This window comes from Enterococcus sp. AMC1252 (assembly GCF_058216515.1).
Genome location: NZ_CM177097.1, coordinates 59,015 through 81,700, shown reverse-complemented (window position 1 = coordinate 81,700; position 22,686 = coordinate 59,015). Strand labels below are relative to the sequence as shown.

Genomic DNA, 22,686 nt, shown 5'->3' with positions numbered 1-22,686 from the left:
AGTGCCTTATTGCTACAATTTTTAGATGGGCTTTTACCAGTTATACGTCCTTTTGTCCCAAGTTTTCCACTATTTTTTTTACTTCAAATTTATTTGCTCATCCGTAAAGGGTATAACTGGCTGACTCCGGCAGTGATTAGTGCACTCGAAGCCACGCTAATTATTATTTCATGGCTGCTTACTTGTGATTTGTGGACCATGTTATTTCTAAATCATGTATTCTCTGCTCAAATTTATTCTAAATTTTTAATAAGTATGGTTATCTTACAACAAATTTTGCTGTTCATCTTAATCAAAGTGACTAGCTACTTTGATCAAAAATATCGTCTCATTCAAATGATTTCTTTAATGAGGAAAAAGCATTTTGTTTGGGCATCGATTATTTTTTTACTTATCGTTATTCTGATAACCGCTGAGCAAATTTTCGTCACAGAAAACTATCCTGTTTTTTATTATCTAAGCTTTGTCATGATCTCTAGCTTTACTTTTTTTCTAATCGGAAGCTCATACTTTATCAGTAAATACTACAGAGAAAAAGAGCACACTCTAGCTTTATCTAATGCTTTTAAAAAGGAAGAAGCACGGATTTCATTGTCTGATGAATTTCAGCATGATTATAAAAATATATTAATCAGTCTGACAAATTACTTAGAACACGGTGAATCTGAAAAAGCCATTGCTTTATTAAAAGAGATTACGGATTACTCCACGGAGGTTCTTAATCCCAACGTATTTCAAGCCATTCTATTAATTGAAATGCCTACAATTCAAGGGTTATTAAATAATTTTATTAATAACTGTCTTGAAAAAAATATTTCGGTTGACCTTAAAGTATTCAATAACATTACTGGTATCAATATGGAGACTGTCGATTTCGTTCGCAGTTTATCGATTTTATTAGACAACGCCCTAGAAGCAGCTGAAAAAACAGATTCTCCATATATTTTAGTTAGTTTTTCAAAAGATTCTAACGCTACTACTGTGATTATATCTAACTCCTTCTTACCATTAGATGATAAAACTTATCAATCGATATTCAAAAAGAAATTTTCTACTAAAGATGACCACAAAGGATTAGGTTTGCACATTTTTTCAAAAATTCTTAAACAGTATAAAAACGTTGATTATACAATAACGAAGGATAATAGTATGTTTACAGCTACTTTAAAAATTTTCTCATCTACAATATGATTTCATTTAGTTGGGTAACCTTCTAAGATAATCAGCAGGTCTATATCCTATTTTTTTGAAAGATATACAAAAATAGGATACTCATTCTTGGAATGATTTTAATTCTGTACAAAGAATAATAATCGAAAAATAAAGCAGCAACTCCCCATGATATTGCTTCGTTTATTTCTAGCAGAACATGGCAAAAACACGTTTCCTGAATTGTACGAAATAAAAAAACGACAGAACATCATCGTTGTCCGCTCACCCATGATGTTCTGTCGTTTCTGTGTATGTAAGCTTGTTCCTCCGTAAACTAAATGAGAAAAAAATGACGAGGACAAAGATACTTCTGACAAAAAAACAAGGCTAGATTTGATAACAATTGTCAAATCTAGCCTTGTTTCTTTTTTTTAGACGAATATCTTTATCAAGAATCACAAATAATCACCGATTCGATCATAAATAATTCAGAATTAAAGAAATACATTATTTTTCACGTCCTATTTATTAAAACTAGCGCTTTAAAATTTTATATTCTTTTTTTCTTCTTCAAATTTTTTTCCCCACTCACATAGAGAAATAAGAGAGCTATAAAGTTCTATACCTTTTTTACTCAATGTATATTCCACACGAGGTGGAATTTCACCATAAGATTTTCGAGTTATTATACCATCATCTTCTAATTCCTTTAAATTATTGACTAAAACACGTTGGGTTATTCCTTCTAAAGACCTCATTAATTCTCCATTTCGTTTAGTCTCTTTAAATAATTCTTCAATAATTGGAAGTTTCCATTTTCCATTTATTGTAGATAATGCCACCATAATACTTGTTTTTTTACTAGCATGCATAAAAAGGCTCCTTTAATTTAATAAATATTACTATTTTGTCACTATATGAATAAAAAGTGCCTACTTTTAATTCATATCATAATAGTTAATAATAACAATATCAAGTGTTTCAAAAAATAAAGAGAGGAATTTTTAGGATGAGATTAAGTATTTTAGATCAATTGAATGTGCCAAAAAATGGCAGTTCAATTGACACGTTACACCAAACAGAAGAAATAGCATTGCTAGCTGATAACTTAGGATATACACGTATTTGGTATTCAGAACATCACGGTTCCGATGCGATGGCAAGTGCTACACCAGAAATATTAGTAGCCCACATCGCAAGCATTACCGAGCGTATCCGTGTAGGAGCAGGCGGCATAATGATGATGCATTATTCACCTTTAAAAATTGCAGAAACATTCAAGACGTTATCAGCATTGCATCCTGGCCGAATTGATTTAGGACTAGGTAGGGCTCCTGGAGGAAATCAATTAACTACTTTAGCTTTAAATCCATCTATGAATAATAATTTAAATTTAGATGATAAATTATCCGAGATTTTAATGTTTATGGATGATAATTTCCCAGAAGATCATTTTTACTCCAGGGTTTCAGCTGTCCCTAGAGAAGTCATTTTTCCCCAAATATGGCTGTTAGGTTCTGGAGGTGCTAGCGCTAAACAGGCCGGGCTCTTAGGGATTAATTACAGCTTTGCTCAATTTATAAGTGGCCCAGTAAATAAAACTACTTTAGCAAATTATTATGATAACTTTATACCTTCCATATATCAAGAACGACCTGAAGCTAATGCAGCTTATTTTACAGTTGTGGCTGATTCTAAAGAAGAAGCAGAATATAAATCAGCAAGTTATCAACATTTTGTATTTGCCACAGAAAGAGGTCTTCCAAATAAATTTGTGTCTCCAGAAGAGGCCTTAAGTTATCCATATACAGAATTGGAAAAAGCTGATTTGGAAAAAAATCGTAGTCGTTTTGTCATTGGTGATAGTAAATTTGTTGCCGACTATTTTAGAAAAGAGGAAGAGTTAGGGGTCAGTGAAGCTATGATAATAGCAGCAGGATATACCATAGAAGATCGTATGACGACCCTTAGATTATTAGCAAAAGAAATGTTATAAGGAGGAAGAGGGGAATGTTACCTGTTCTACATAAAATAAATAAATTAGCTAAAAAAGCAAGAGAAGAAGGATTAACCTTAAATGAGGAGCGATTAAGAGGAGAATTACGGAAAGAATACTTACAAACTATCCGTGATCAATTTAACAACACTTTAATGGGTGTGACCATATATGATCCCATAGGTGATGATGTAACTCCAGAAAAATTAAGAAAAGAGCAAAAAAAATATTTTGGAAAGAAAGTAGGAAGTTAAATGATAGAAGAAATTATGAACGCAAGAAAATCAGTTCGAGAGTTTGAACAAGATTATATTATCTCAGATGAGATCATTGAAGAATTATTAGAAAAAAGTGCTAGCGCTCCATCCGGACATAATTTACAAAGTTGGAGAGTTGCAGTTATTAGAGATCTGAAAAAACGGGAAGCTATTAAAAAAGTTGGACACGGGCAACCACAAATAACATCATCTTCTGCCTTATTAGTTATCTATGCTGATACAAATTCTAAGGCTAACATGGAGAAAATATATTCCCAGGATGTCGCTAGCGGTTTTCTACCGAAAGAAATGTTAGCGGATAAATTAACTTCTTCAATTGAGTATTATGCGAGTCAAAATCAAGAATACTTGACTCAAACGGCAATTATCGATAGTAGTTTATTTGCTATGCAACTGATGCTTTTAGCAAAGGATCGGGGTTATGATTCAGTTCCTATGAGAGGATTTTCTCAAGCTGAGATTGGTCAAATTATTAACCAGCCAGCTAATTATCTCCCAATCATGTTAATCAGTATAGGGAAAGCTAGCCAACCGGCATTTGATACTTCAAGATTACCAGTTGAAGCTTTCACTGAGTTTCATTATTAATCTATTTTGACTGAAACATTACTTTTTCTATCCTATCAACAAAAAAGAAACGTATTTTGGGTAGAATTCAAATCGTCATAGAACACCCCCAAAAATTGTATTTTTTATTTACAATTTTTGGGGGTAAAATACTTATTTATGCTAGTTACTAACTATAGCTAAGAATCGATAACTTGTTCCTAAACGATGCTGATAAACGATTTGCCCAAGGAGAATTCTGTCCAAAATAAACATGCTATTCAAGAGAATATTTTCAATAGATTATTTATAAATAAATCTGTTAGAGATGGAAATAATGTGACATTTAACAAGAATAATTGCCTGTTTAAACGGTAATTCATGGAATTTTATCCACAAGTTATTTTTGAAAATCTCTGTGAAAAATTTTACGAAATTTACTTTTAATCTTTTTTTAATTTAAGCTTTCTGTTATAATGGTTTTCACATTTACTGTACAATAGTAGATGAATGATCATATCAAAGGAGAGATAGATGTATGAAAACTGTTTACAATTTTTCTGCTGGTCCCGCCGTTTTACCTAAAAGTGTATTGGAAAAAGCACAATCCGAATTGGTGAATTACGAGAACAGCGGCATGTCCGTGATGGAGTTGAGTCATCGTTCCTCCCTTTTTGAAACGATCATTGAAAATGCTGAAACCTTACTCAGAGAATTGATGACTATTCCTGATAACTATAAAGTGCTCTTTTTACAAGGGGGCGCCAGCATGCAATTTACGATGGTTCCTTTGAACTTAGCACAAAATAAAAAAGCCCTATACGTCAATACTGGTTCATGGGCGAAAAAAGCAATTAGTGAAGCTAAAAAAATCGATAATGTTGACGTTCAAGTTATTGCTTCAAGCGAAGACAAAAATTTCGCATATATTCCTGAAATTCGTAAAGAAGATATTCCGCAAGATGCAGCATATATCCACATTACAACGAACAATACGATTGAGGGGACGACCATTTATAACATCCCAGATGCAGGTGATGTGCCGATCGTAGCAGATATGTCTTCTAATATTTTATCGATCGATTATAATGTAGCGGATTTTGGCTTGATCTATGCTGGGGCTCAAAAAAATATTGGACCGGCAGGCCTTACGGTCGTTATCGTCCGTGATGACTTGATCGGTCAAGTAGATGTTCTTAGTTCTATGTTGGATTACGACATCCATGCGAAAAATGGCTCAATGTATAACACACCGCCGACTTACAGCATTTACATGGCTAAACTTGTCTTTGAATGGATCAAGGAACAAGGCAGCGTTCGTCAAATGGAAAAACAAAACAAAGAAAAAGCAGCTATTTTATATGACGAGATCGACTCATCTACCCTATTTTCTTCACCCGTAAATCCAAAAGACCGTTCAATCAACAATATTCCTTTCATTACTGGAAATGATGAACTAGATAAAAAATTCAATCAAGAAGCTTTAGCAGCAGGATTTGAGAACTTAAAGGGACACCGTTCAGTAGGAGGCATGCGTGCAAGTTTGTACAACGCATTTCCAAAAGCTGGTGTTGCGGCTTTAGTTGATTTGATGAAAAAATTCGAAGCAGAAAATGGAGGAACAAAATAGATGTATGATATTAAAACATTCAATGCGATCGCCCCAGTTGGTTTAGCACGTTTTAACGAAGAAAATTTTACGATCAATAAATCTGAAACGCCCGCTGGTATCATCTTACGTAGTGAAAAACTCCATGATTATGACTTCCCTGCTTCCGTTTTAGCAGTCGCTCGTGCGGGCGCTGGGACGAATAATGTTCCAGTCAAACAATGTACGGAAGATGGCATTGTTGTTTTTAACACACCAGGTGCCAATGCCAATGCTGTAAAAGAGCTAGTCATTGCTTGCTTATTACTATCTGTCCGCCCGATTTTAAAAGGGTCTAACTGGGTACAAACACTGACAGGTACAGATACCGAAGAACAAGCTGAAGCGCAGAAAAAACAATTTGCCGGTACTGAATTAGAAGGTAAAAAACTTGGTGTGATCGGTCTTGGCGCGATCGGTGCAATGGTTGCTAATGATGCCTATCGTTTAGGCATGGAAGTGACAGGTTTTGATCCATTTGTGTCTGTTGATACCGCTTGGAGTATTTCACGCCGTGTCAAACGAGCACAAAGTATGGAAGAAGTCTTGAAAACCTGCGATTTTATTACCGTACATGTTCCTTTATCTGAAAATACCCATCATTTGATTGGACAAGAACAACTGGTACAAATGAAGAAGAATGCCGTTTTGCTTAACTTTGCTCGTGGTGAACTAGTCGAAACAGATGCAGTGATCGAAGCGCTCAATCAAGGTGAGATCAGCAATTTTGTCACTGACTTTGCTGATGAACGTCTTTTACACAACGAAAAAATTCTTGTTCTTCCTCACTTGGGCGCATCAACAGAGGAGGCAGAAATCAATTGTGCTAAAATGGCTGCCCGTACGTTAAAAAAATTCCTAGAAACAGGAAATATCAAACGTTCTGTCAATTTCCCAACAGTTGAAATGGCCTTCAATTCACCATTCCGTTTCACGATCATACACAGAAACGTTCCCAATATGTTAGGTCAAATCTCAACAGGAATCGCGAATCTAGAGATCAATATCGATACGATGATCAACCGCAGTCGTGATGATTATGCCTATACAATCGTTGATATATCTGAGACCGACGAAGCAAAAATCAATGCCGCAGCTAAGAAAATTCAAGCAGCTGAAAACATCATCCGAGTACGGACAATCAAAAATACTGAGGCGGTGAGTTATTAATGGTTAAAATCCACCCATTTAAAAGCATTCGACCAGCAGCTGAGTTCAGCGAAAAAATCGCTACCTTGCCTTATGACGTTTTAAGTTCTGAAGAAGCGCGTGAACTCGGTAAGGATAATCCTTATTCTTATCTGCACATTGACAAAGCAGAAATCGATTTACCTGAAACACTTTCGCCTTATGACGATCAAGTTTATGCAAAAGCGGCTAGTAATTTGCAAGCTTTTTTACAAAAACAATGGTTAGTCCAAGATGAACAGCCACTCTTGTATCTTTACGAGTTAACAATGAATGGCCGCGCTCAAACAGGTCTTGTAACCTGTACTTCGATTACTGATTATACGGAAGGTAAGATCAAAAAACACGAATTTACCCGTCCAGAAAAAGAAGTTGACCGCATCTGTCATATTGAAGCGTGTGACGCTAATACTAGCCCGATTTTTCTAACTTATCGGAAAAATGAACAGATTCAAACACTGACAGATGACTGGAAAAAATCACATGATCCAGTCTATGATTTTACTAGTTTTCACGACGTCACTCATCGTGTTTGGCTTGTAGATAAACCAGCGGTGATCGAACAACTCGTTACAGCATTTGCTCAAGACGTGCCCGCTTTATATATCGCAGACGGTCACCATCGAACAGAATCAGCGGTAAAAGTTGGACAAAAGAAAAAAGATGACCAACCTAAAGCAACTGATACAGCTGAATTTAACTACTTCTTATCTGTCATTTTCCCTAAAGAAGAGTTGGAAATTTTAGATTATAACCGAGTCTTGAATGTACCGATCAAAACAGATTTCTTTGAACAGTTAGAAAAGAATTTCACAGTCACAAAAACAAAGACTGGAAAACCTACTCAAGCAAAGACCTTTGGGATGTATTTAGACGGTCAGTGGTTTGCTTTAACCGCTAAAGAAGCAATTTTATCTGATGATCCTGTAGATGGCTTAGATGTTTCTTTACTTCAAAATCACATATTTGCAGAAATCTTCGGCATTCAAGATGTCCGCACAGATAAACGAATCGATTTTGTTGGTGGCATTAGAGGAATGCAGGAATTAGAACAATTAGTGGATAGCGGACAATGGACAGTTGCTTTCGCCGTTTACCCAACAACGATGGATGATTTACTAAATGTTGCGGATGCAGGAAAAATCATGCCGCCAAAATCAACTTGGTTCGAACCTAAATTATTGAGCGGATTATTTGTTCATGATTTAGAGACAAAGCACGTATAAAGCTGTAAAATAGAAGAATAAAATCTAAGCTTGGACAAAAGCCAAATTTTTGTCCAAGCTTTCTTGCAAATAAACTGAAAAGGCTAGATAATAGCCTTATCTAAAATAATCAAAAACGGCTATCTAGAAGCAGCTCTTTCGGAAATAAGCTGAAAACACAACGAGAGACGAATTGATGCTTTCTCGTCAAAGACTCGTCGCAGATAAACAGTGTTGCAAAGTACCTACTTGGTTCTCAGAGCTAAGCGCTTCTATCTAAGCCTCTAATAAGTGAGGTCAACCATGCGAAAACAATTAAAAGAAGCAAAACGAATCGTCATCAAAGTGGGGACAAGTACTTTGATCTATCCCAATGGAAATATCAACTTAAGCGCCATCGACCAATTAGCGTTTACCTTATCCGATTTACGTAACCAAGACAAAGAAATCATCTTAGTCTCATCTGGTGCAATCGGTGTTGGCTTAAATAAGTTAAACATGGACAAACGACCCCCGACCATTCCAGAACAACAAGCAGTTGCTGCGGTTGGGCAGGCGGAGTTGATGAACATTTACAACCAGCGCTTTTTGACTTACAGCCAGCAAATCGCCCAATTATTATTGACTAGAGATGTGATTGAATACCCTGAAAGCCGTAAAAACGTAACGAACACAATAGAGCAACTATTGCAGATGGGGATCATTCCGGTCATCAACGAAAATGATACTGTGGCAATCGATGAATTGGATCATCTAACGAAATTCGGTGATAATGACCAGTTATCTGCGATCGTAGCGCAACTGATCCAAGCAGATGCGTTGATTATGTTATCTGATATTGATGGATTCTTTTCGGATAATCCGAATACCAATAAAGATGCCACCCTTTTCTCCGAAATCAATGAAATCAACGACGAGCTTTTACAATTAGCTGGCGGCAAAGGCAGTCGTTTCGGTACTGGTGGTATGTACAGCAAATTAAAAGCGGCAGAACGTGTATTAGAGCATGACGGGGCTATGATTTTAGCAAATGGACAGCAACCAAAAATCATTTTTGATATTTTAGCTGGCGAAATGATCGGCACACTATTTATTTAATTCAAAAAAGGAGGAACACTTCATGACTGATTTAACACAACTAGGCAAACAAGCGAAAGAAACAGCTTATCAACTAGGGTTAATGGATACAAAAACTAAAAACGACTTATTAGTACATATGGCAGCAGAACTAGAAAAAAATACTGCTAAAATCCTAATTGAAAATCAAAAAGATTTAGCTACAGCTAAAGAAAACGGTATTACTGAAACAATGCTGGATCGTTTACGTTTAACTGATGAACGGATCAAAGAAATGGCAGATGGCATTCGCCAAGTAGCAACCTTACCTGATCCAATCGGAGAAGTCGATAAAATGTGGAAAAATGAAGATGGTTTGATGATCGGTAAACAACGGGTGCCACTAGGTGTAATCGGCATCATTTATGAATCTCGCCCGAATGTGACAACCGATGCAGCCAGTCTTTGTTTTAAAACGGGGAATGCTGTGATTTTACGTGGTGGAAAAGAAGCCTTTCATTCCAATCAAATTTTAGTAACTGTTTTACAAAACTCTCTAAAACAAAACGGAGTTTCTCCTTTTGCGATCCAATTTGTTGATGATACGTCTCGGGAAACAGCACAAAAATTGATGAAATTAAATGACTATCTGGATGTTTTGATTCCTCGCGGCGGTGCTAACCTAATTAAAGCGGTCTTAACAACAGCGACTGTTCCAGTAATCGAAACAGGGACTGGCAATTGTCATGTTTATATTGATAAAGAAGCGCAGCTAGAAATGGCTACAAATATCATCGTCAATGCAAAATGCCAACGTCCTTCTGTCTGTAACTCAGCAGAAACCTTATTGATCCATCAAGATGTAGCAGCAGATTTCTTACCTGTCATTGAAAAAGCCTTGAATGAATATAATGTAGAATTACGAGCTGATGAACGGGCAATCACTATTTTTGAACAATCGATCCCTGCAACTGAAGAAGATTGGGAAACTGAATTTAACGACTACATTTTAGCGGTTAAAGTTGTAGACTCTTTAGAAGAAGCGATTCAGCATATCAATCGCTACAACACTAAGCATTCTGAAAGTATCATTAGTGATAACTATTTTGCTACGCAACAATTTTTACAACAGGTTGATGCAGCAGCGGTTTATGCTAATGCCTCTACACGCTTTACGGACGGATTTGTTTTTGGCTTTGGTGCGGAAATCGGGATCAGTACGCAGAAACTACATGCACGTGGACCGATGGGCTTAGCAGAACTGACTTCTACGAAATACATTGTGTATGGTGATGGACAGTATCGGAAGTAAAGCTAGAAAAAAATTCCTTAGAGACAATTGTCTATCTAAGGAATTTTTTCATATTCTTTATTCATTATGTCCCGATACATACCTGGAATAGACTCCCAAGAAACAAAAGATATTCGTCGTACGTACATTCCTTTATGTTGTACTAATGCGTAGTTTTTTCCTTTAGGCGCTTGACCTCCAGAAAAAGTCAATTTACTTCCCTCACCAAAAGGGTCGTCCGCTACCCAAATATCTTCATAAGGATCTGGGATTTGTAACCCCTCTTTACTTTCTTCATACTCTTTTCCGCCATTATAGGTAACTTTCGTAGGCAAAGTAGCATACCCTATTTTCATTTCCATAAACGGATTAAAGCGATCTACCCATTGATTTTTATATTGATACAGATTCAAAAAAATCACCGCAACTAGCAAAACGATCACGGTTGTGATTAATCCATATTTATACACTTTTTTTAACCTTAAATCTGTATCGATTCTTTTTACCATTTTTGAATCTCCTCTCATAAACTCATCTAAAGTAATCCCAAACAACTCGCTTAGACTTATCAACATGTGTACATCTGGATAAGTACGCCCGGTTTCCCAACTAGAAATCGTCTTGTCCGATACATTCAATTTTTCTGCTAAATCTTTTTGTGTCCATTCATTTGTACTCCGATATTTTTTTAATTGCGTTTTTAGTTCCACTATCCAAGCTCCTTTCTAACTTAATTTATAATAAAAAGATGCATTAGACTACCTTGTATTTGTAGAAAGAGGATAATCAAGAGCTCTATATTTTGTAGAATGCTGATATAACAAGACCTTCCCTATGTTTATTATATCAAAGAGAGAGAACTTTTTACGGAGATCTTTTATTCCTATTGCTTATTCTCTTACAATCATACTTTCTTCAGATATACATTTAGAATTCCTTTTGATACACTATCTATAACTATAAAAGATACGAAAGAACGTTATACACAATTAAAAAAAGGAGGTTTTCTCATGAAACGTGACGGCCACACCCACACAGAATTTTGTCCTCATGGAAAAGTCGAAGATACAGAGCTATTAATCCAGCGTGCAATCAGTCTAGGCTTTAAAGAATATAGTATTACAGAGCATGCACCTTTGCCTACAGGTATAGAAAAACTAGCTACAGGAGAACCTGCAGTGTGGACAACTGCTTCAATGGCTCTAAATGATGTGGATAACTATTTCAAAAGGATGAATGAACTACGAAAAAAGTATGCTTCTGACATCATTATTCACATTGGCTTTGAATTGGATTATTTTTCAGAATTTGAAGGCTGGACCTGTGATTTCTTAGCTGAATATGGGCCACAAACTGACGATGGAATTTTATCCGTACATTTTCTTGATGGGAAAGATGGATTACGCGGAATCGACTATTCTTTTGACGAATATAAGACAGGTGTCGTTGATTACTTAGGTAGTTTTGAAAATGCTCAAAAACGTTACTTTCAAAAGGTTTTAGCGTCTTTAGAAGCTGATTTAGGTCCTTTTAAACCTACACGTTTAGGCCATATTTCTTTATGCCAAAAATTCGAGCGTTTCTTTGATGAATCGACTGATTATTCTTCTGAAAATACTGCACTTGTCCACACCCTTTTGACACGTGTACAACAAGAAAAATACAGCTTAGATTTAAACACCGCTGGATTTTATAAACAGGGTTATCAACAGAGTTATCCACAGGTGTGGATAACTAAAAAGGCGATTGAAATGGGAATTCCTTTTGTTTATGGATCAGATACTCATGCATTAGCGGATGTTGGACAAGGATATGAGAACATAGAACAGTGGCTTTAAAAAAATACTAAGATCCATTGAGGAATTCCCTCATGGATCTTAGTATTTTTATTTTAATTTAAGGCTTTGTACTGCAGTGTTTTCACTAAATCATAGGTCTTGATCCGATCGCCATTCCCAGCTACTTCATCAAAGCAGATTGTCTGGATCATAAAATTATCATATATCTTAACATACAATTGCTTTTTACTTAAATCATAGATAGAAGTATATTGCGTATACTGACGGTCTTGCCCTTTCGGTTCATCTAATTTGACTACACCTTTGACAATATCAGATGTGGATAAAATATGAAATGCTTTGTTGATACTATCTTTGTCCCCAACTGGGTCACTATATTTTAACAAGTACGCTGCTCGAACAAAACGCGAAGTTGCTGTGTAGTCTCCAGGAATACCATGCATGCCAGAACCCTTCCCAGCTGACAAGACTTTATGATCGTGGAATAGTGTATCTTTTGCGTTTACATCAGATAATCCTGTATAGTTTTCCAAGTTGGTCATATGCCAATCAAACTTAGGGCTGTTAGTCATTACGCCAATTGGATTTTCGTATACAGCAAATCCTAGTTTTATTGAGGGTTCAACAACGATCGTGCGACCAGCAGCATCTGCAAACATAAAATGTTGGGGCAACCCAGGTGCTTTACCGTTCATTGAAAGATCAGCAATTGCCACTGTTGAAATCTTTTCTTCTACTTCTTGTGTATCCTTACAATTAGCTAACACCCAAAAGACGAATTGCTCCGCTATTAGTGGTAATTTCCCAGATTGCTCAATTTCTTCAACAGTTGAATATTGATTAAACTCTGCAAAATACTGCGTGATTCCGCCCAGTCCCCATTCATTGACTCCATCGACCACACTTTGAGCAGCAGTCTCTGAATTTTCTTTGATTCCCATCCCTAATACCGAATAAAGTGTCTGCCATTTTTCAATGCTTTCCGTAATATCGAAGTTTTTAGGAATTTGTACCCCAGCGTAATCAAACTCAATATTGTATTCTTGCGTTCTGCCTAAATAATGACTTCCTTCTAGTGATTTTAAACTAATCCCTGTGCACATGATTATCCCTTACTTTCTATTAATGATCGTTTTATACTATTTATTATACACATGTTATTGATAAAACAACCAATTAAAATAGTTTTCCAATTTATCCAGATCGAAACTTTTCTATTTTCTTTAATTTTTTCTTTCTGACAATCAATTTTTCAATGGATATGCTAAACTATATATATTCTATTTATTACGTTGTGAGGTTGATTATGAAGAAAAAAATACAGACATTTACTAAAAAAAACTGGCCTTATATGACCGCCAGCTTTTTCATTCCTTTTTTTGTAATGGTCATTATTTATTTAAGCATCGGCATTTATCCTGGCAGTAGCCGTAGTGTGATGGCTAGCGACTCCTTTTCACAATTTTCTAATTTTCACGCTAGTTTCAACAATGTACTGCATGGTAAACAAAGTATTTTTTATACTTGGAATGCATCACTTGGATTAAATTATCTCTCGCTGATTTCCTATTATCTTGGTGGACTATTTACACCACTGGTGATCTTCTTTAAAAATCAAAATATTCCTGATGCTCTGTATCTAATTACTTTGCTGAAAATCGGTTCTGCTGGTTTATCTTTTTGGGTGTTTGCCAGAAATACCTACAAGATACCAAAATGGGGCCATGTCATGCTTAGTGTTCCATATGCTTTGATGTCATTTGCTACAGCTCATTCAGAAATTATTATGTGGTTAGACGCGTTTACTTACTTGCCACTAGTTATTCTAGGAATTCATCGTCTAATGGATGAACGAAAACCAACCCTATTATTTGTAAGTTATCTGCTATTATTTATTTCTAATTTCTATATGGGCTTTATGATCGGGGTTTTCTCCTTCCTATATTTTATTGCCCGAATGTTGACGAACTGGAAGGTTTACAAAAAACGGATCCTGCCTTATGGGATCACCTCTCTTTTAGCGGGTGGTGCTTCGATGATCTTGGTATTGCCAGCAGTTCTTGATTTACGAGCAAATGGTGAGACCTTATCTCAAGTGACTCAATTTAAAACCGAAGCAACAGCTTTTTTGGATATTGTCATGAAAAATATGATTGGGGTTTATGACACGACCAAGTATGGCTCGATTCCATTTATCTATGTGGGACTGCTTCCTTTGATTTTCTGTGTTTTTTACTTTGTCACAAAAGAAATTCCTAGGAAAAACAAACTACTATTCGGCAGCCTATTTATCATTTTGATTGCTAGTTTCTATATCGCACCATTAAATTTATTTTGGCATGGTATGCATGCACCGAATATGTTCTTGTTCCGTTACAGCTTCCTCTTTTCTTTCTTAGTGGTGCTACTAGCAGGTTATGGATTTGAGAAATTCAAAACCGATGATTTAGGATTACTAGCTGGATCTACGATTATGCTGACTGCGATTTTTGCTCTAGCTGAAGGAACGAAAAGTGAGACAAGTTATGACTATATTCCGATTTCAGCGTTTGTTATCACAGTTTTATTTTTATTCCTGTATCTTGCGGGAATCGTTTTTTACCAATTGAAAAAAATACCGATGCATTATCTGATTATATTGCTGGTACTGCTTGTTTCAACTGAGGCGTTTATCAACACCAATTCGATGCTAAAAGGAATTTTAGAGGATTGGAATTATGCCTCACGCAGCTTATATTCAGAACCGTATCCCTCAATCAAAAAACTAGTAGACAAGACGAAAGAAGAAAATGACGAATTTTATCGTTTAGAAAACCTAAATCCTGTTTCTTCTAATGATAGTATCAATTACGGTTACAGTGGTGTTAGCTTGTTTTCTTCCATTAGAAATCGTCATTCCTCTTCTTATCTAAATGACTTAGGTTTCCGTTCTAGAGGAACTGGTTTGAATATTCGCTATCCAAATAATACCTTATTGATGGATTCGCTCGTTGGCATTAAATACAATATTTCTGAAAGTGATCCATTGAAATTCGGCTTTTTCCCAACAAATAAAGCGGGTAAATTTTCACTTTACGAAAATAGTAATGCACTACCTTTAGGCTTTTTAGCAGATGAAGATATCTATAAAGTCAAACAACCAGCCAACGATAATTTAAGTAGTCAAACTGAATTATTCAATGCACTAGCTGGACAAAAAGAAAATTACTTCAAGTTTTATCAACCCACACTGATTGATAAAAAGAATGTCAAAATCGAGCAAAATGCTGGTTCTGTAACCTATACGGAACTCCAAAACAATATCGCAAAAGATCTTACTTGGACAGTCGATGTACCTGCAAATACGCAAGCGTATCTTAGCTTGTTCCCAACTGACTTTGGTCAGTTGGAAAGCTCAACTGCTACAATGTCTGTGAATGGGACTAGTCAAAAATCTCAAATCAATATCACTGGACAATATTACAATATCGGCTATTATGATAAACCGACTAGCGTTACGTTTACAGTAAGCTTCTATGGTACAACTGCGGTCACCTTTATGGAGCCAAAAGTGGTCGGCTTAGATACAAAAGCCTTTGAGAATTCCGTTCAAGCGATTCAAGCTAAGGGAGCTGACTTAACCGCTAAAGGACGCAAAGCAGTTGGTACCGTGACTGCTGATAAAGATCAAGTTCTCTTGACGACCATTCCTTATGACAAAGGCTGGAAAGCCTATGTAGATGGGAAAAAAGTACCAGTCGAATCATTTAAAAAAGCCTTCGTTAGTATTCCTGTAACACAAGGTGAACACACAATTGAATTTGTTTATCTGCCAGAAGGATTTGTGCCTGGTGTGATTTTGTTTATCGTTTGTATTGGTGGGTTTGTGGTCTATGTACGATTCACGAATAAGCCAAAACTGGCGTTAGTAAAACCGAATAAGCGTAAGCGTCGAAAACGTTAAATCGATTTTTTGTGAAGAGGATGGGGCAAGAAGGAATTGCTTCTGCTCCCGCCGTTTATTCGGATTCCAGGTGAGTGGGATATGACTCGAAGAGTTATGTCCCACTCACTTCTTTTTTTTATAGAGACTGCTTTTTTTTTGGTATATTTGCTATTGCTTGGAACAGACATAATATTGCTTGAGAGTAAATGAGAAAAAGAACAAATAAAAAATCTAGGGTCTTAACATCTTTCCCTCTTCCCATGAAACAATTAATCGATGCAATCTTCTTAGTCTAGTGTCTTCTTTTTTTGCACTCATTACCCACCAAATATAATCTCTTCTGTAAGAAGGCGGAAGTTGATTGAAAAATTCCCAAGAACTTGAGTTTTTTCTAATTTCATCTTCATATTCTTTTGAAAGAGTAGCGTTCCTATGGGCTGAAGAATAACCAGTTAGATCATTCCTTTGATTGAAAACAGCCAATCCCTCAGGTCTCATTTGATTAAGTGCTATCAGTTTATGCACCTTTTGCACATTCACTTTACTCCAGAGACTATTAGGCTTACGTGGAGTAAAGCGAATTTTATAGCGATCTTCATCAACTGTTTTTCGTATCCCATCAATCCAACCAAATGACAGTGCGCAATCCACTGATTCGGACCAAGTGAGGCTTGCTTTATTAGTCTTTTTCTTAAAAAAAACTACCCATATTTCACTAGCTGTTTGGTGATGACTAGCCAACCAATCAATAAATTCCGTTTGATTACTGAAGAATAGGATTTCACTCATTTTTCCAGCCATTCCAAAATTATTTGATTGAGCTCATTAGGTCGTTCTTCTTGAATCCAATGACCAGCATTTAAACTCTCAACATCTATATTAGGTACAAAGTCTTTTATGTTTGGAAGCGGCGGAATACTGTCTTTCTCGCCATAAACCATCAATGTTGGTTGATGAAGAATAGGAGATACATCAGCTAATAAATCCCAATTACGATTTAAATTTCTGTACCAATTGATGCTTGGCGTGAAACCTGTCTTCTTGAAGCCTGAGATATAAACAGAAAGATCTTCATCGCTCATAACAGGTTCACCTAACGGCTGGCTTGCTTTAGCCAGATTAATCATTTCCATCCCTTCAGCAGGACCTTGAACTGGCACGTTTTTCCGATATAAGTTCTGAAGAAATTGGGATGTATTTTCGTCTAAAATAGCATCTGCAACACCTGGTTGTTTGTTAAAATGAACAAAATAGTACTTATCTCCAAAAAATTCTTCCATGAAATCAATCCAAGGTTTCTCTCCACGAATTTGGTAGGGTAAGCATAAGTTAATCATTTTACGAACACGTTCTGGATGTAGCAAAGCCATACTCCAAACAACGCTTGCGCCCCAATCATGACCCATAAAAATGGCATCTTTGTACTCATAGTGATCCAATAACGCTACAAGATCGCCCGTTAAATGTTCAATATCATATTTTGTGACTTCTTTTGGACAAGAAGATTCTCCATACCCGCGTTGATTAGGAATAATCACGTGATAACCTGCTTCTACAAGAGGCATCACTTGATGTCTCCAAGAATAGGCATGCTCAGGCCAGCCGTGGCAGAGAACGATAGGCTGCCCCCCATTTTTTTGTCCAGCTTCAAAAACCTCTAGCTCCACATCCTTAACTGAGATAAGTGTTGGTGTGGGAAATTCATAATTGTTTGTCATTTAACATCCTCCTAAATATAAAAGCGGAACGGGCTCGTTTAACTTCAACTGAAAAATAGGAAAAATTAATTGAGATGCTTTTTGTCTCACTCCATTTTTATCTTTTTTCCGAGACCTTCAATCCTTAGAGCTTTAGCTCTTAGGAATTGTTGAGATCGAAGCGTAGCGTAGTGGCTAGCCCATGTAACTAGATAACATTAAAAGCTGAGCAGGCTCGTTCAGTTCTGACTGAAAAATAGGAAAATCTAAGGGCGACGTTTTTTGTCACAATCGGAATTTATCTTTTTTCTGAAGACCTGACCTACAAAGCTAGATAATTAAAATAAAACTGCCTTACAAAAACAATATTATCACGGAGGTTTGACAGCAGTCTGTCAGGTTTGAGAAACAAACTTAATGATATTTTTCAGCCATCAATTTGAGTTTGGAGGCCATTGTTTGGCGCATTTCTTTTGGTGCTAAGATCTCTATATGTTCTCCAAAACTAAATATAAGTGAGAACAACCATTCTTTATCGGGAAAAGTCGCTGTAACAAGAAGTTCCCCTGTTTCTAACACCTCAATGTCTTCTTTATTAAAAACATCCTCTACACGAGACTTCATTTTAGGGGAAACTTTCAAGACAATTGTTGTCATGGTTGTTTGCTCATTTAATAATGCCGTAATCTCATGATAGGATTTTTCTCGACGTTTGAATGATTGATTATCAAGGTGAAAATCACTTATACGAGAAACTCTAAATATTCTGAAGTCTTCTTTTAAAAGACAATAAGCAAATAAATACCAAGTATAATTTTTAAATACGAGTGACATAGGTTCAACTTGTCTTTTACTGACGATATTATCATAATTCCTGTAATCAATCGTCAGTAATTCAGTCTCTGTAATAGCTTTTCTGATTGTCTTAACTAAAGTTTTTTGGTCAGGCGTGTCTCCATAAGGATGTAAATCAATGATGATTTGTTCCATGTGCAGCTTTAGATGATCTACCTTGTTTTCAGGAACGATATTTTGTAGTTTTTCTATGGTTGATTCTAACTCAATATCGCCAACTGTAGAATTAATATCCTTGAGAACAGACAGAAGGGAAGACAGATTATTAAGAGTCAACACTTGATGATTTAATTTATAACTCTCATAAATGCTGAATCCACCATTATTTCCAGAATGCGAAATGATGGGAATACCGGCTAAGTTGATTGTTTCGATATCTCGGTAAATAGTCCGAACCGACACTTCAAATTTTTCAGCCAATTCATTGGCTGTTACACGATTTCTATTAAGTAACATCACAATAATGGTTAACATACGTTCTATTTTCATCTTGTTCTCCTTAAAAATATATTTCTTTAATATGTAGTAAGAGTAATTAATCAAATATTTTATTGATTGTTTAAATGTTTCTTTTTAGAACAAATTTCAGAAAAATAGCTATTTCACCTTGAGTAAATTGTCTCAATAGACCAAGATTTAAACTTGTAAAGATATTAATTCCTAAGCGTAGTCACACAATTATGATACATCCTTATTGTTTAGTCTTGATAACATTAATTCTGTTTATTTTTGTGATAGCGAAGGTGAATACGCTCTAAATTTTGAAGCATTCTTCTTAATTAAGCGCCCTATCCTATGGAGAGAACAGCCAGAATCGTGATATAAAAATAGCATTTCTCGTTCACGAGTAGTAAGGTACATGTATGAAGTCATAGATAAATTTCCCCTTATGAGTATGTCTAATCAACATCATTATAACAGGAATTCTATTTACGATTTTTTGGTAGTACATTTAACTTATATGTCTACCTATGTAGAAAGAAACGTCCGTTCGCAATAAAAGGCTTATATACCTTGATTAAATTACAACAAATTTTCTGATTCATCTTTATACATGGAAAAGTTGCATTGACAATATAGCGCTTTCATAATAACATTAATTTAATAAATTAGAAGTGGAGGTAATGTTATGACTAACAAAAGATATATTTCTGTTTTCGGGACTAATTTAGCGATCGTAGTTTATTATTTTCTACCAAGAATACAAATAACAACACTGTCTCCTCATTGGAATATGTTTTTTAATTTCAGACATATTTTAGTAACTATAATTACACTATCTATGTTGATCATTACTTTCCAAAAAACATACTCTAACAAATGGAAAAATGTACAGTTGAACAGAATGGTTGTTAGTTCATATATTTTATTTTTATTCGCTACTATTTTCTATTTTATGATGACTGAATTTTTATAGTGGGAGCTCTTATATTTCCATAAAAGGTGTTAGGTAAACACTTTTTATGGTTTTTTGCAGTACCAATTATAAATATTTACAGATAAATACAGCCATCAAAAATGCTTTGGGCCTTAGCCAAGATTCAGGTATTGCGATGGTAGAAAACAACGGCATTCAAAATGAACTCAATTTAACTAGCACACAAAACGGACGCGAGATTACCTTAACCAAATTTATATCCACAAAAAAGAAATTTGCCTTTGATTATCAATTTAAGTTAGACGATGAAAAACTGAAAGCATTATTGGAAAAACAACGTTCTCCCGATCGAGTATTCACTAAAAATATGGAAAATGCTCAAAATATTGATCTTGGTCTTTTTGTTAATGACAGTGAGGAAGATATATTTGGCGGTATTTCATCTCGCTCTACTTTTCACATAGAAGGAGATACTTTTTATGGTTCTGTTATAGCAACTTTTAATCAGGAAAAAATTCTTGCAGATGCTAAATTGACCCTCCACATTTATAAACTATATTGGCAAGATGCTGAAGAACTTGATCAAGCATTTCTCGAAGCCGCTAAGACAGGTAGTCCTTTACATAAATCAGTAACGTAAATAATATCACTAACATAAAAGCAACTAGTGATCCTTTACAAACAACCATTCGATTAACTGCTCCCCTCGAAGAATTCAGTTCTCCTGAAAAACTTAGTACCCCAGCAGTGGATTTATATAAAGACGGTAAAAAAGTTGAAAATCAAAGATTTACACAAGTATATAATTTAGAGACAGGGACGTTTGATTTATCGATTAGTCTGAGCTCATTAGACAAATTATCTGTATCTAAAATTAAAGTAAACGAGATAGATGATTCTTCTAGTGAAACAATCGAGGAAATCGGCTTTTTCGAACTACAAAATAAATAGTCAAATCCATCTAAAATTAAAGAGTGAAGAATCAAAAATAATTTTGTTCTTCACTCTTTTATACTTATCAATTACACTTCTTGATCACTTCTAAAAACCACTGCCTAAATTGATCTTCATCAAGATCTACACAAACTCGACAGTTCGCTTCTTTACCCAAATGTCCATCTAAATCAACCAATGTAGCCCCTGATGTCAACATACCTTGAGTTTCAACTGTAACATAAGTCTCTCTAAGCACAAACATTTCAGGCTCTAACAAATAAGCAATCGCACAACCATCATACATCTTCAAGCCAGTATCTGAGTTACCCCCATGATAATGTTGAAACAACTGAGCAATCATATCTCCAGTTTTATTCATTTTCTGGATCTGCTCGCAATCTTTAGGTAAAACTAACGCTTTTTCCCCAACATCTAAGCCCACCATTGTCACTGGGAGTTTACTTTCGAATACGATCTTCGCCGCTTCTGGATCTGCAGCAATATTAAATTCCGATAATACTCCGTAATTCCCTCTCCCCAAAGAACCACCCATAAGCACAAGTTCTTCGATTCTTTCCACACATTCTGGATAAACCCTAAGTAAAAGCGCAATATTCGTCAATGGGCCAATCCCAACAATCGTTGTTTTTCCTTTGGACTCCATCAATACCTTATACATCTCGACCACTGCATGATTTTTCGTTAATAGCTCATACTTAGACTTTGGAAATTCGTAACCATCCATCCCTGTGCTCCCATGAACATCGCTAGCGTTGATTGCTTCACGAAGCAACGGTCGGTCTGAACCGATTGCAACTGGCACTTCTTTATTCCAAAAAGCCAGCAGTTTTAGCAGATTTTTTGTTACTTTATCCACACCGACATTGCCTGCCACTGTGGTAAATAGCTTAATGTCTAACCTCTCATCGAATAACGCAGCAGCAATTGCAAAAGCGTCATCTATCCCAGGATCTGTGTCAATGATGATTCTTCTTGGTTTTTTCACTTTATTTTATCCTTCCTTTTTAAACTTCAGTTAAGTCAAAAAAGCAATTCTCCCATGCTAACTTAGCCTCACTAAAGCTACCCCTTTTTTTATATAAAAGAGCGGGAAACAGAAAAAGTGCCTGTCTTCCCGCCCTCTTCTATTTTAATAGTCTAACTGCTTCAAATGTAGTAAGAATGAGTCTTTTGTCAGACTCTTGATTGTATATAAACGCTCGATTTGTTGGCGGATTTTTTTATCCTCTTTTGTGGCAGGATCAAAACCATCCAGCAACTTGCCGATTCCATATTCTACTAGCATACCGATTCCACCACTACCAACCGCAAAACCCAACGTATCCGTATCATTTAATTGTCCCTTTTTGATTTCTGCGATATTTTGACTAAAATCCCCTTCAACAATGATCTCATCAGTCTTCTTGTTTAACTCTGTTGCTAACTCAGCTTTTGTTCTTACAGTCACTTGTTCAAAATCCATCCCAAAAACCTCCTTTTTTTATTATTATACGCTATTCATATTTTTTTACTAGTGGTACTTGAGTCTGAAAAAAGAAGTGGTTGGAACATAACTCTACGAGTCATGTCCCAACCACATGGAATCCAAATAAACGGTAGGAGCAAAAGCAAATCCTTCGGAAATAGGCTGAAATTCACAAAAATTTGAAAAGCAATTTTTGTGAATTTCCTCTTATTTCTCGGAGTTAAACACTTCTGTCTCATCCTTTTCGAAT

22 protein-coding genes and 1 pseudogene are annotated in these 22,686 nt (G+C 35.8%); 14 read left to right on the top strand and 9 right to left on the bottom strand.

Annotated elements, in window-relative coordinates:
* Positions 1-9: 9 nt before the first annotated feature.
* Complete coding sequence (locus tag AC4BB5_RS00405) at positions 10-1,191, top strand: sensor histidine kinase (protein ID WP_490457491.1); 1,182 nt, start codon at positions 10-12, stop codon at positions 1,189-1,191.
* 503 nt (positions 1,192-1,694) lie between these two features.
* On the opposite strand, the gene AC4BB5_RS00400 is transcribed toward AC4BB5_RS00405, so the two are convergent.
* A complete protein-coding gene (locus tag AC4BB5_RS00400) occupies positions 1,695-2,024 on the bottom strand; it encodes a winged helix-turn-helix transcriptional regulator (RefSeq protein ID WP_490457490.1) in 330 nt (109 codons plus the stop codon).
* 137 nt (positions 2,025-2,161) lie between these two features.
* On the opposite strand from AC4BB5_RS00400, the gene AC4BB5_RS00395 reads away from it, so the two are divergent.
* The 8 genes from AC4BB5_RS00395 (at position 2,162) to AC4BB5_RS00360 (ending at position 10,381) form a co-directional block, all read left to right on the top strand.
* Entirely contained in the window at positions 2,162-3,148 is a 987-nt protein-coding gene (locus AC4BB5_RS00395) for an LLM class flavin-dependent oxidoreductase (protein ID WP_490457489.1), read from the top strand.
* Between the two features lie 14 nt (positions 3,149-3,162).
* Positions 3,163-3,402, top strand: coding sequence for a DUF896 domain-containing protein (locus AC4BB5_RS00390; protein WP_490457488.1), 240 nt, complete (start codon positions 3,163-3,165; stop codon positions 3,400-3,402).
* The gene (locus AC4BB5_RS00385; RefSeq protein ID WP_490457487.1) at positions 3,403-4,014 is read left to right on the top strand and encodes a nitroreductase family protein; all 612 of its coding nucleotides are present in this window, start codon (positions 3,403-3,405) and stop codon (positions 4,012-4,014) included.
* A 496-nt stretch (positions 4,015-4,510) separates the two neighbouring features.
* Positions 4,511-5,602 (top strand): 3-phosphoserine/phosphohydroxythreonine transaminase, encoded by a 1,092-nt coding sequence (serC, locus tag AC4BB5_RS00380; protein WP_490457486.1) that lies wholly within the window; start codon positions 4,511-4,513, stop codon positions 5,600-5,602.
* The gene (locus AC4BB5_RS00375) at positions 5,603-6,790 is read left to right on the top strand and encodes a phosphoglycerate dehydrogenase (protein WP_490457485.1); all 1,188 of its coding nucleotides are present in this window, start codon (positions 5,603-5,605) and stop codon (positions 6,788-6,790) included.
* Positions 6,790-8,034 (top strand): DUF1015 domain-containing protein, encoded by a 1,245-nt coding sequence (locus AC4BB5_RS00370; RefSeq protein ID WP_490457484.1) that lies wholly within the window; start codon positions 6,790-6,792, stop codon positions 8,032-8,034. Before AC4BB5_RS00375 ends, AC4BB5_RS00370 begins: the two co-directional genes overlap by 1 nt.
* Positions 8,035-8,316: 282 nt before the next feature.
* On the top strand, positions 8,317-9,111 hold the full coding sequence (gene proB / locus AC4BB5_RS00365) for a glutamate 5-kinase (protein ID WP_490457483.1): 795 nt from the start codon (positions 8,317-8,319) through the stop codon (positions 9,109-9,111).
* Between the two features lie 22 nt (positions 9,112-9,133).
* Positions 9,134-10,381 (top strand): glutamate-5-semialdehyde dehydrogenase, encoded by a 1,248-nt coding sequence (locus AC4BB5_RS00360; protein WP_490457482.1) that lies wholly within the window; start codon positions 9,134-9,136, stop codon positions 10,379-10,381.
* A 35-nt stretch (positions 10,382-10,416) separates the two neighbouring features.
* Here AC4BB5_RS00360 and AC4BB5_RS00355 read toward each other — a convergent pair whose 3' ends face one another.
* Positions 10,417-11,070, bottom strand: a complete 654-nt coding sequence (locus AC4BB5_RS00355; RefSeq protein ID WP_490457481.1) for a helix-turn-helix domain-containing protein — start codon at positions 11,068-11,070, stop codon at positions 10,417-10,419.
* 300 nt (positions 11,071-11,370) lie between these two features.
* On the opposite strand from AC4BB5_RS00355, the gene hisJ reads away from it, so the two are divergent.
* Entirely contained in the window at positions 11,371-12,198 is an 828-nt protein-coding gene (hisJ, locus tag AC4BB5_RS00350; protein ID WP_490457480.1) for a histidinol-phosphatase HisJ, read from the top strand.
* 53 nt (positions 12,199-12,251) lie between these two features.
* Here the strand turns inward: hisJ and AC4BB5_RS00345 are convergent, their stop codons facing one another.
* Entirely contained in the window at positions 12,252-13,262 is a 1,011-nt protein-coding gene (locus tag AC4BB5_RS00345; RefSeq protein WP_490457479.1) for a choloylglycine hydrolase family protein, read from the bottom strand.
* Positions 13,263-13,465: 203 nt separating this feature from the next.
* Between AC4BB5_RS00345 and AC4BB5_RS00340 the strand changes: the two genes are divergently transcribed.
* A complete protein-coding gene (locus AC4BB5_RS00340; protein ID WP_490457478.1) occupies positions 13,466-16,102 on the top strand; it encodes a YfhO family protein in 2,637 nt (878 codons plus the stop codon).
* 213 nt (positions 16,103-16,315) lie between these two features.
* On the opposite strand, the gene AC4BB5_RS00335 is transcribed toward AC4BB5_RS00340, so the two are convergent.
* The 3 genes from AC4BB5_RS00335 to AC4BB5_RS00325 all read right to left on the bottom strand — a co-directional run bounded on the left by AC4BB5_RS00335 (position 16,316) and on the right by AC4BB5_RS00325 (position 19,125).
* Complete coding sequence (locus AC4BB5_RS00335) at positions 16,316-16,873, bottom strand: YdeI/OmpD-associated family protein (protein WP_490457477.1); 558 nt, start codon at positions 16,871-16,873, stop codon at positions 16,316-16,318.
* The gene (locus AC4BB5_RS00330; protein WP_490457476.1) at positions 16,870-17,802 is read right to left on the bottom strand and encodes an alpha/beta fold hydrolase; all 933 of its coding nucleotides are present in this window, start codon (positions 17,800-17,802) and stop codon (positions 16,870-16,872) included. Before AC4BB5_RS00330 ends, AC4BB5_RS00335 begins: the two co-directional genes overlap by 4 nt.
* A gap of 393 nt (positions 17,803-18,195) precedes the next feature.
* Entirely contained in the window at positions 18,196-19,125 is a 930-nt protein-coding gene (locus tag AC4BB5_RS00325) for a helix-turn-helix transcriptional regulator (RefSeq protein ID WP_490457475.1), read from the bottom strand.
* 640 nt (positions 19,126-19,765) lie between these two features.
* Between AC4BB5_RS00325 and AC4BB5_RS00320 the strand changes: the two genes are divergently transcribed.
* From AC4BB5_RS00320 to AC4BB5_RS00310, 3 genes are all read left to right on the top strand, one after another.
* Positions 19,766-20,053 carry a hypothetical protein gene (locus tag AC4BB5_RS00320; protein ID WP_010762059.1) on the top strand — a complete coding sequence of 96 codons (288 nt, stop codon included), beginning with the start codon at positions 19,766-19,768 and terminating at the stop codon, positions 20,051-20,053.
* A gap of 46 nt (positions 20,054-20,099) precedes the next feature.
* Entirely contained in the window at positions 20,100-20,654 is a 555-nt protein-coding gene (locus tag AC4BB5_RS00315) for a hypothetical protein (RefSeq protein WP_490457474.1), read from the top strand.
* A gap of 107 nt (positions 20,655-20,761) precedes the next feature.
* Complete coding sequence (locus AC4BB5_RS00310) at positions 20,762-20,965, top strand: hypothetical protein (RefSeq protein ID WP_490457473.1); 204 nt, start codon at positions 20,762-20,764, stop codon at positions 20,963-20,965.
* A 67-nt stretch (positions 20,966-21,032) separates the two neighbouring features.
* Here AC4BB5_RS00310 and rihC read toward each other — a convergent pair whose 3' ends face one another.
* From rihC to AC4BB5_RS00295, 3 genes and pseudogenes are all read right to left on the bottom strand, one after another.
* Positions 21,033-21,956, bottom strand: a complete 924-nt coding sequence (rihC, locus tag AC4BB5_RS00305) for a ribonucleoside hydrolase RihC (protein WP_490457472.1) — start codon at positions 21,954-21,956, stop codon at positions 21,033-21,035.
* A 144-nt stretch (positions 21,957-22,100) separates the two neighbouring features.
* Positions 22,101-22,433, bottom strand: coding sequence for a hypothetical protein (locus tag AC4BB5_RS00300; protein ID WP_490457471.1), 333 nt, complete (start codon positions 22,431-22,433; stop codon positions 22,101-22,103).
* Positions 22,434-22,558: 125 nt separating this feature from the next.
* Positions 22,559-22,675, bottom strand: a pseudogene (locus AC4BB5_RS00295) (DUF3788 family protein); the annotation flags it as partial.
* Between the last annotated feature and the right edge of the window lie 11 nt (positions 22,676-22,686).

Bases quoted from the DNA above. Each gene is read 5' to 3' on its own strand.
- AC4BB5_RS00400 (WP_490457490.1), bottom strand. From the start codon at position 2,024: ATGCATGCTAGTAAAAAAACAAGTATTATGGTGGCATTATCTACAATA.
- AC4BB5_RS00395 (WP_490457489.1), top strand. From the start codon at position 2,162: ATGAGATTAAGTATTTTAGATCAATTGAATGTGCCAAAAAATGGCAGT.
- AC4BB5_RS00390 (WP_490457488.1), top strand. From the start codon at position 3,163: ATGTTACCTGTTCTACATAAAATAAATAAATTAGCTAAAAAAGCAAGA.
- AC4BB5_RS00385 (WP_490457487.1), top strand. From the start codon at position 3,403: ATGATAGAAGAAATTATGAACGCAAGAAAATCAGTTCGAGAGTTTGAA.
- serC (WP_490457486.1), top strand. From the start codon at position 4,511: ATGAAAACTGTTTACAATTTTTCTGCTGGTCCCGCCGTTTTACCTAAA.
- AC4BB5_RS00375 (WP_490457485.1), top strand. From the start codon at position 5,603: ATGTATGATATTAAAACATTCAATGCGATCGCCCCAGTTGGTTTAGCA.
- AC4BB5_RS00370 (WP_490457484.1), top strand. From the start codon at position 6,790: ATGGTTAAAATCCACCCATTTAAAAGCATTCGACCAGCAGCTGAGTTC.
- proB (WP_490457483.1), top strand. From the start codon at position 8,317: ATGCGAAAACAATTAAAAGAAGCAAAACGAATCGTCATCAAAGTGGGG.
- AC4BB5_RS00360 (WP_490457482.1), top strand. From the start codon at position 9,134: ATGACTGATTTAACACAACTAGGCAAACAAGCGAAAGAAACAGCTTAT.
- hisJ (WP_490457480.1), top strand. From the start codon at position 11,371: ATGAAACGTGACGGCCACACCCACACAGAATTTTGTCCTCATGGAAAA.
- AC4BB5_RS00345 (WP_490457479.1), bottom strand. From the start codon at position 13,262: ATGTGCACAGGGATTAGTTTAAAATCACTAGAAGGAAGTCATTATTTA.
- AC4BB5_RS00340 (WP_490457478.1), top strand. From the start codon at position 13,466: ATGAAGAAAAAAATACAGACATTTACTAAAAAAAACTGGCCTTATATG.
- AC4BB5_RS00335 (WP_490457477.1), bottom strand. From the start codon at position 16,873: ATGAGTGAAATCCTATTCTTCAGTAATCAAACGGAATTTATTGATTGG.
- AC4BB5_RS00330 (WP_490457476.1), bottom strand. From the start codon at position 17,802: ATGACAAACAATTATGAATTTCCCACACCAACACTTATCTCAGTTAAG.
- AC4BB5_RS00325 (WP_490457475.1), bottom strand. From the start codon at position 19,125: ATGAAAATAGAACGTATGTTAACCATTATTGTGATGTTACTTAATAGA.
- AC4BB5_RS00320 (WP_010762059.1), top strand. From the start codon at position 19,766: ATGACTAACAAAAGATATATTTCTGTTTTCGGGACTAATTTAGCGATC.
- AC4BB5_RS00315 (WP_490457474.1), top strand. From the start codon at position 20,100: ATGGTTTTTTGCAGTACCAATTATAAATATTTACAGATAAATACAGCC.
- AC4BB5_RS00300 (WP_490457471.1), bottom strand. From the start codon at position 22,433: ATGGATTTTGAACAAGTGACTGTAAGAACAAAAGCTGAGTTAGCAACA.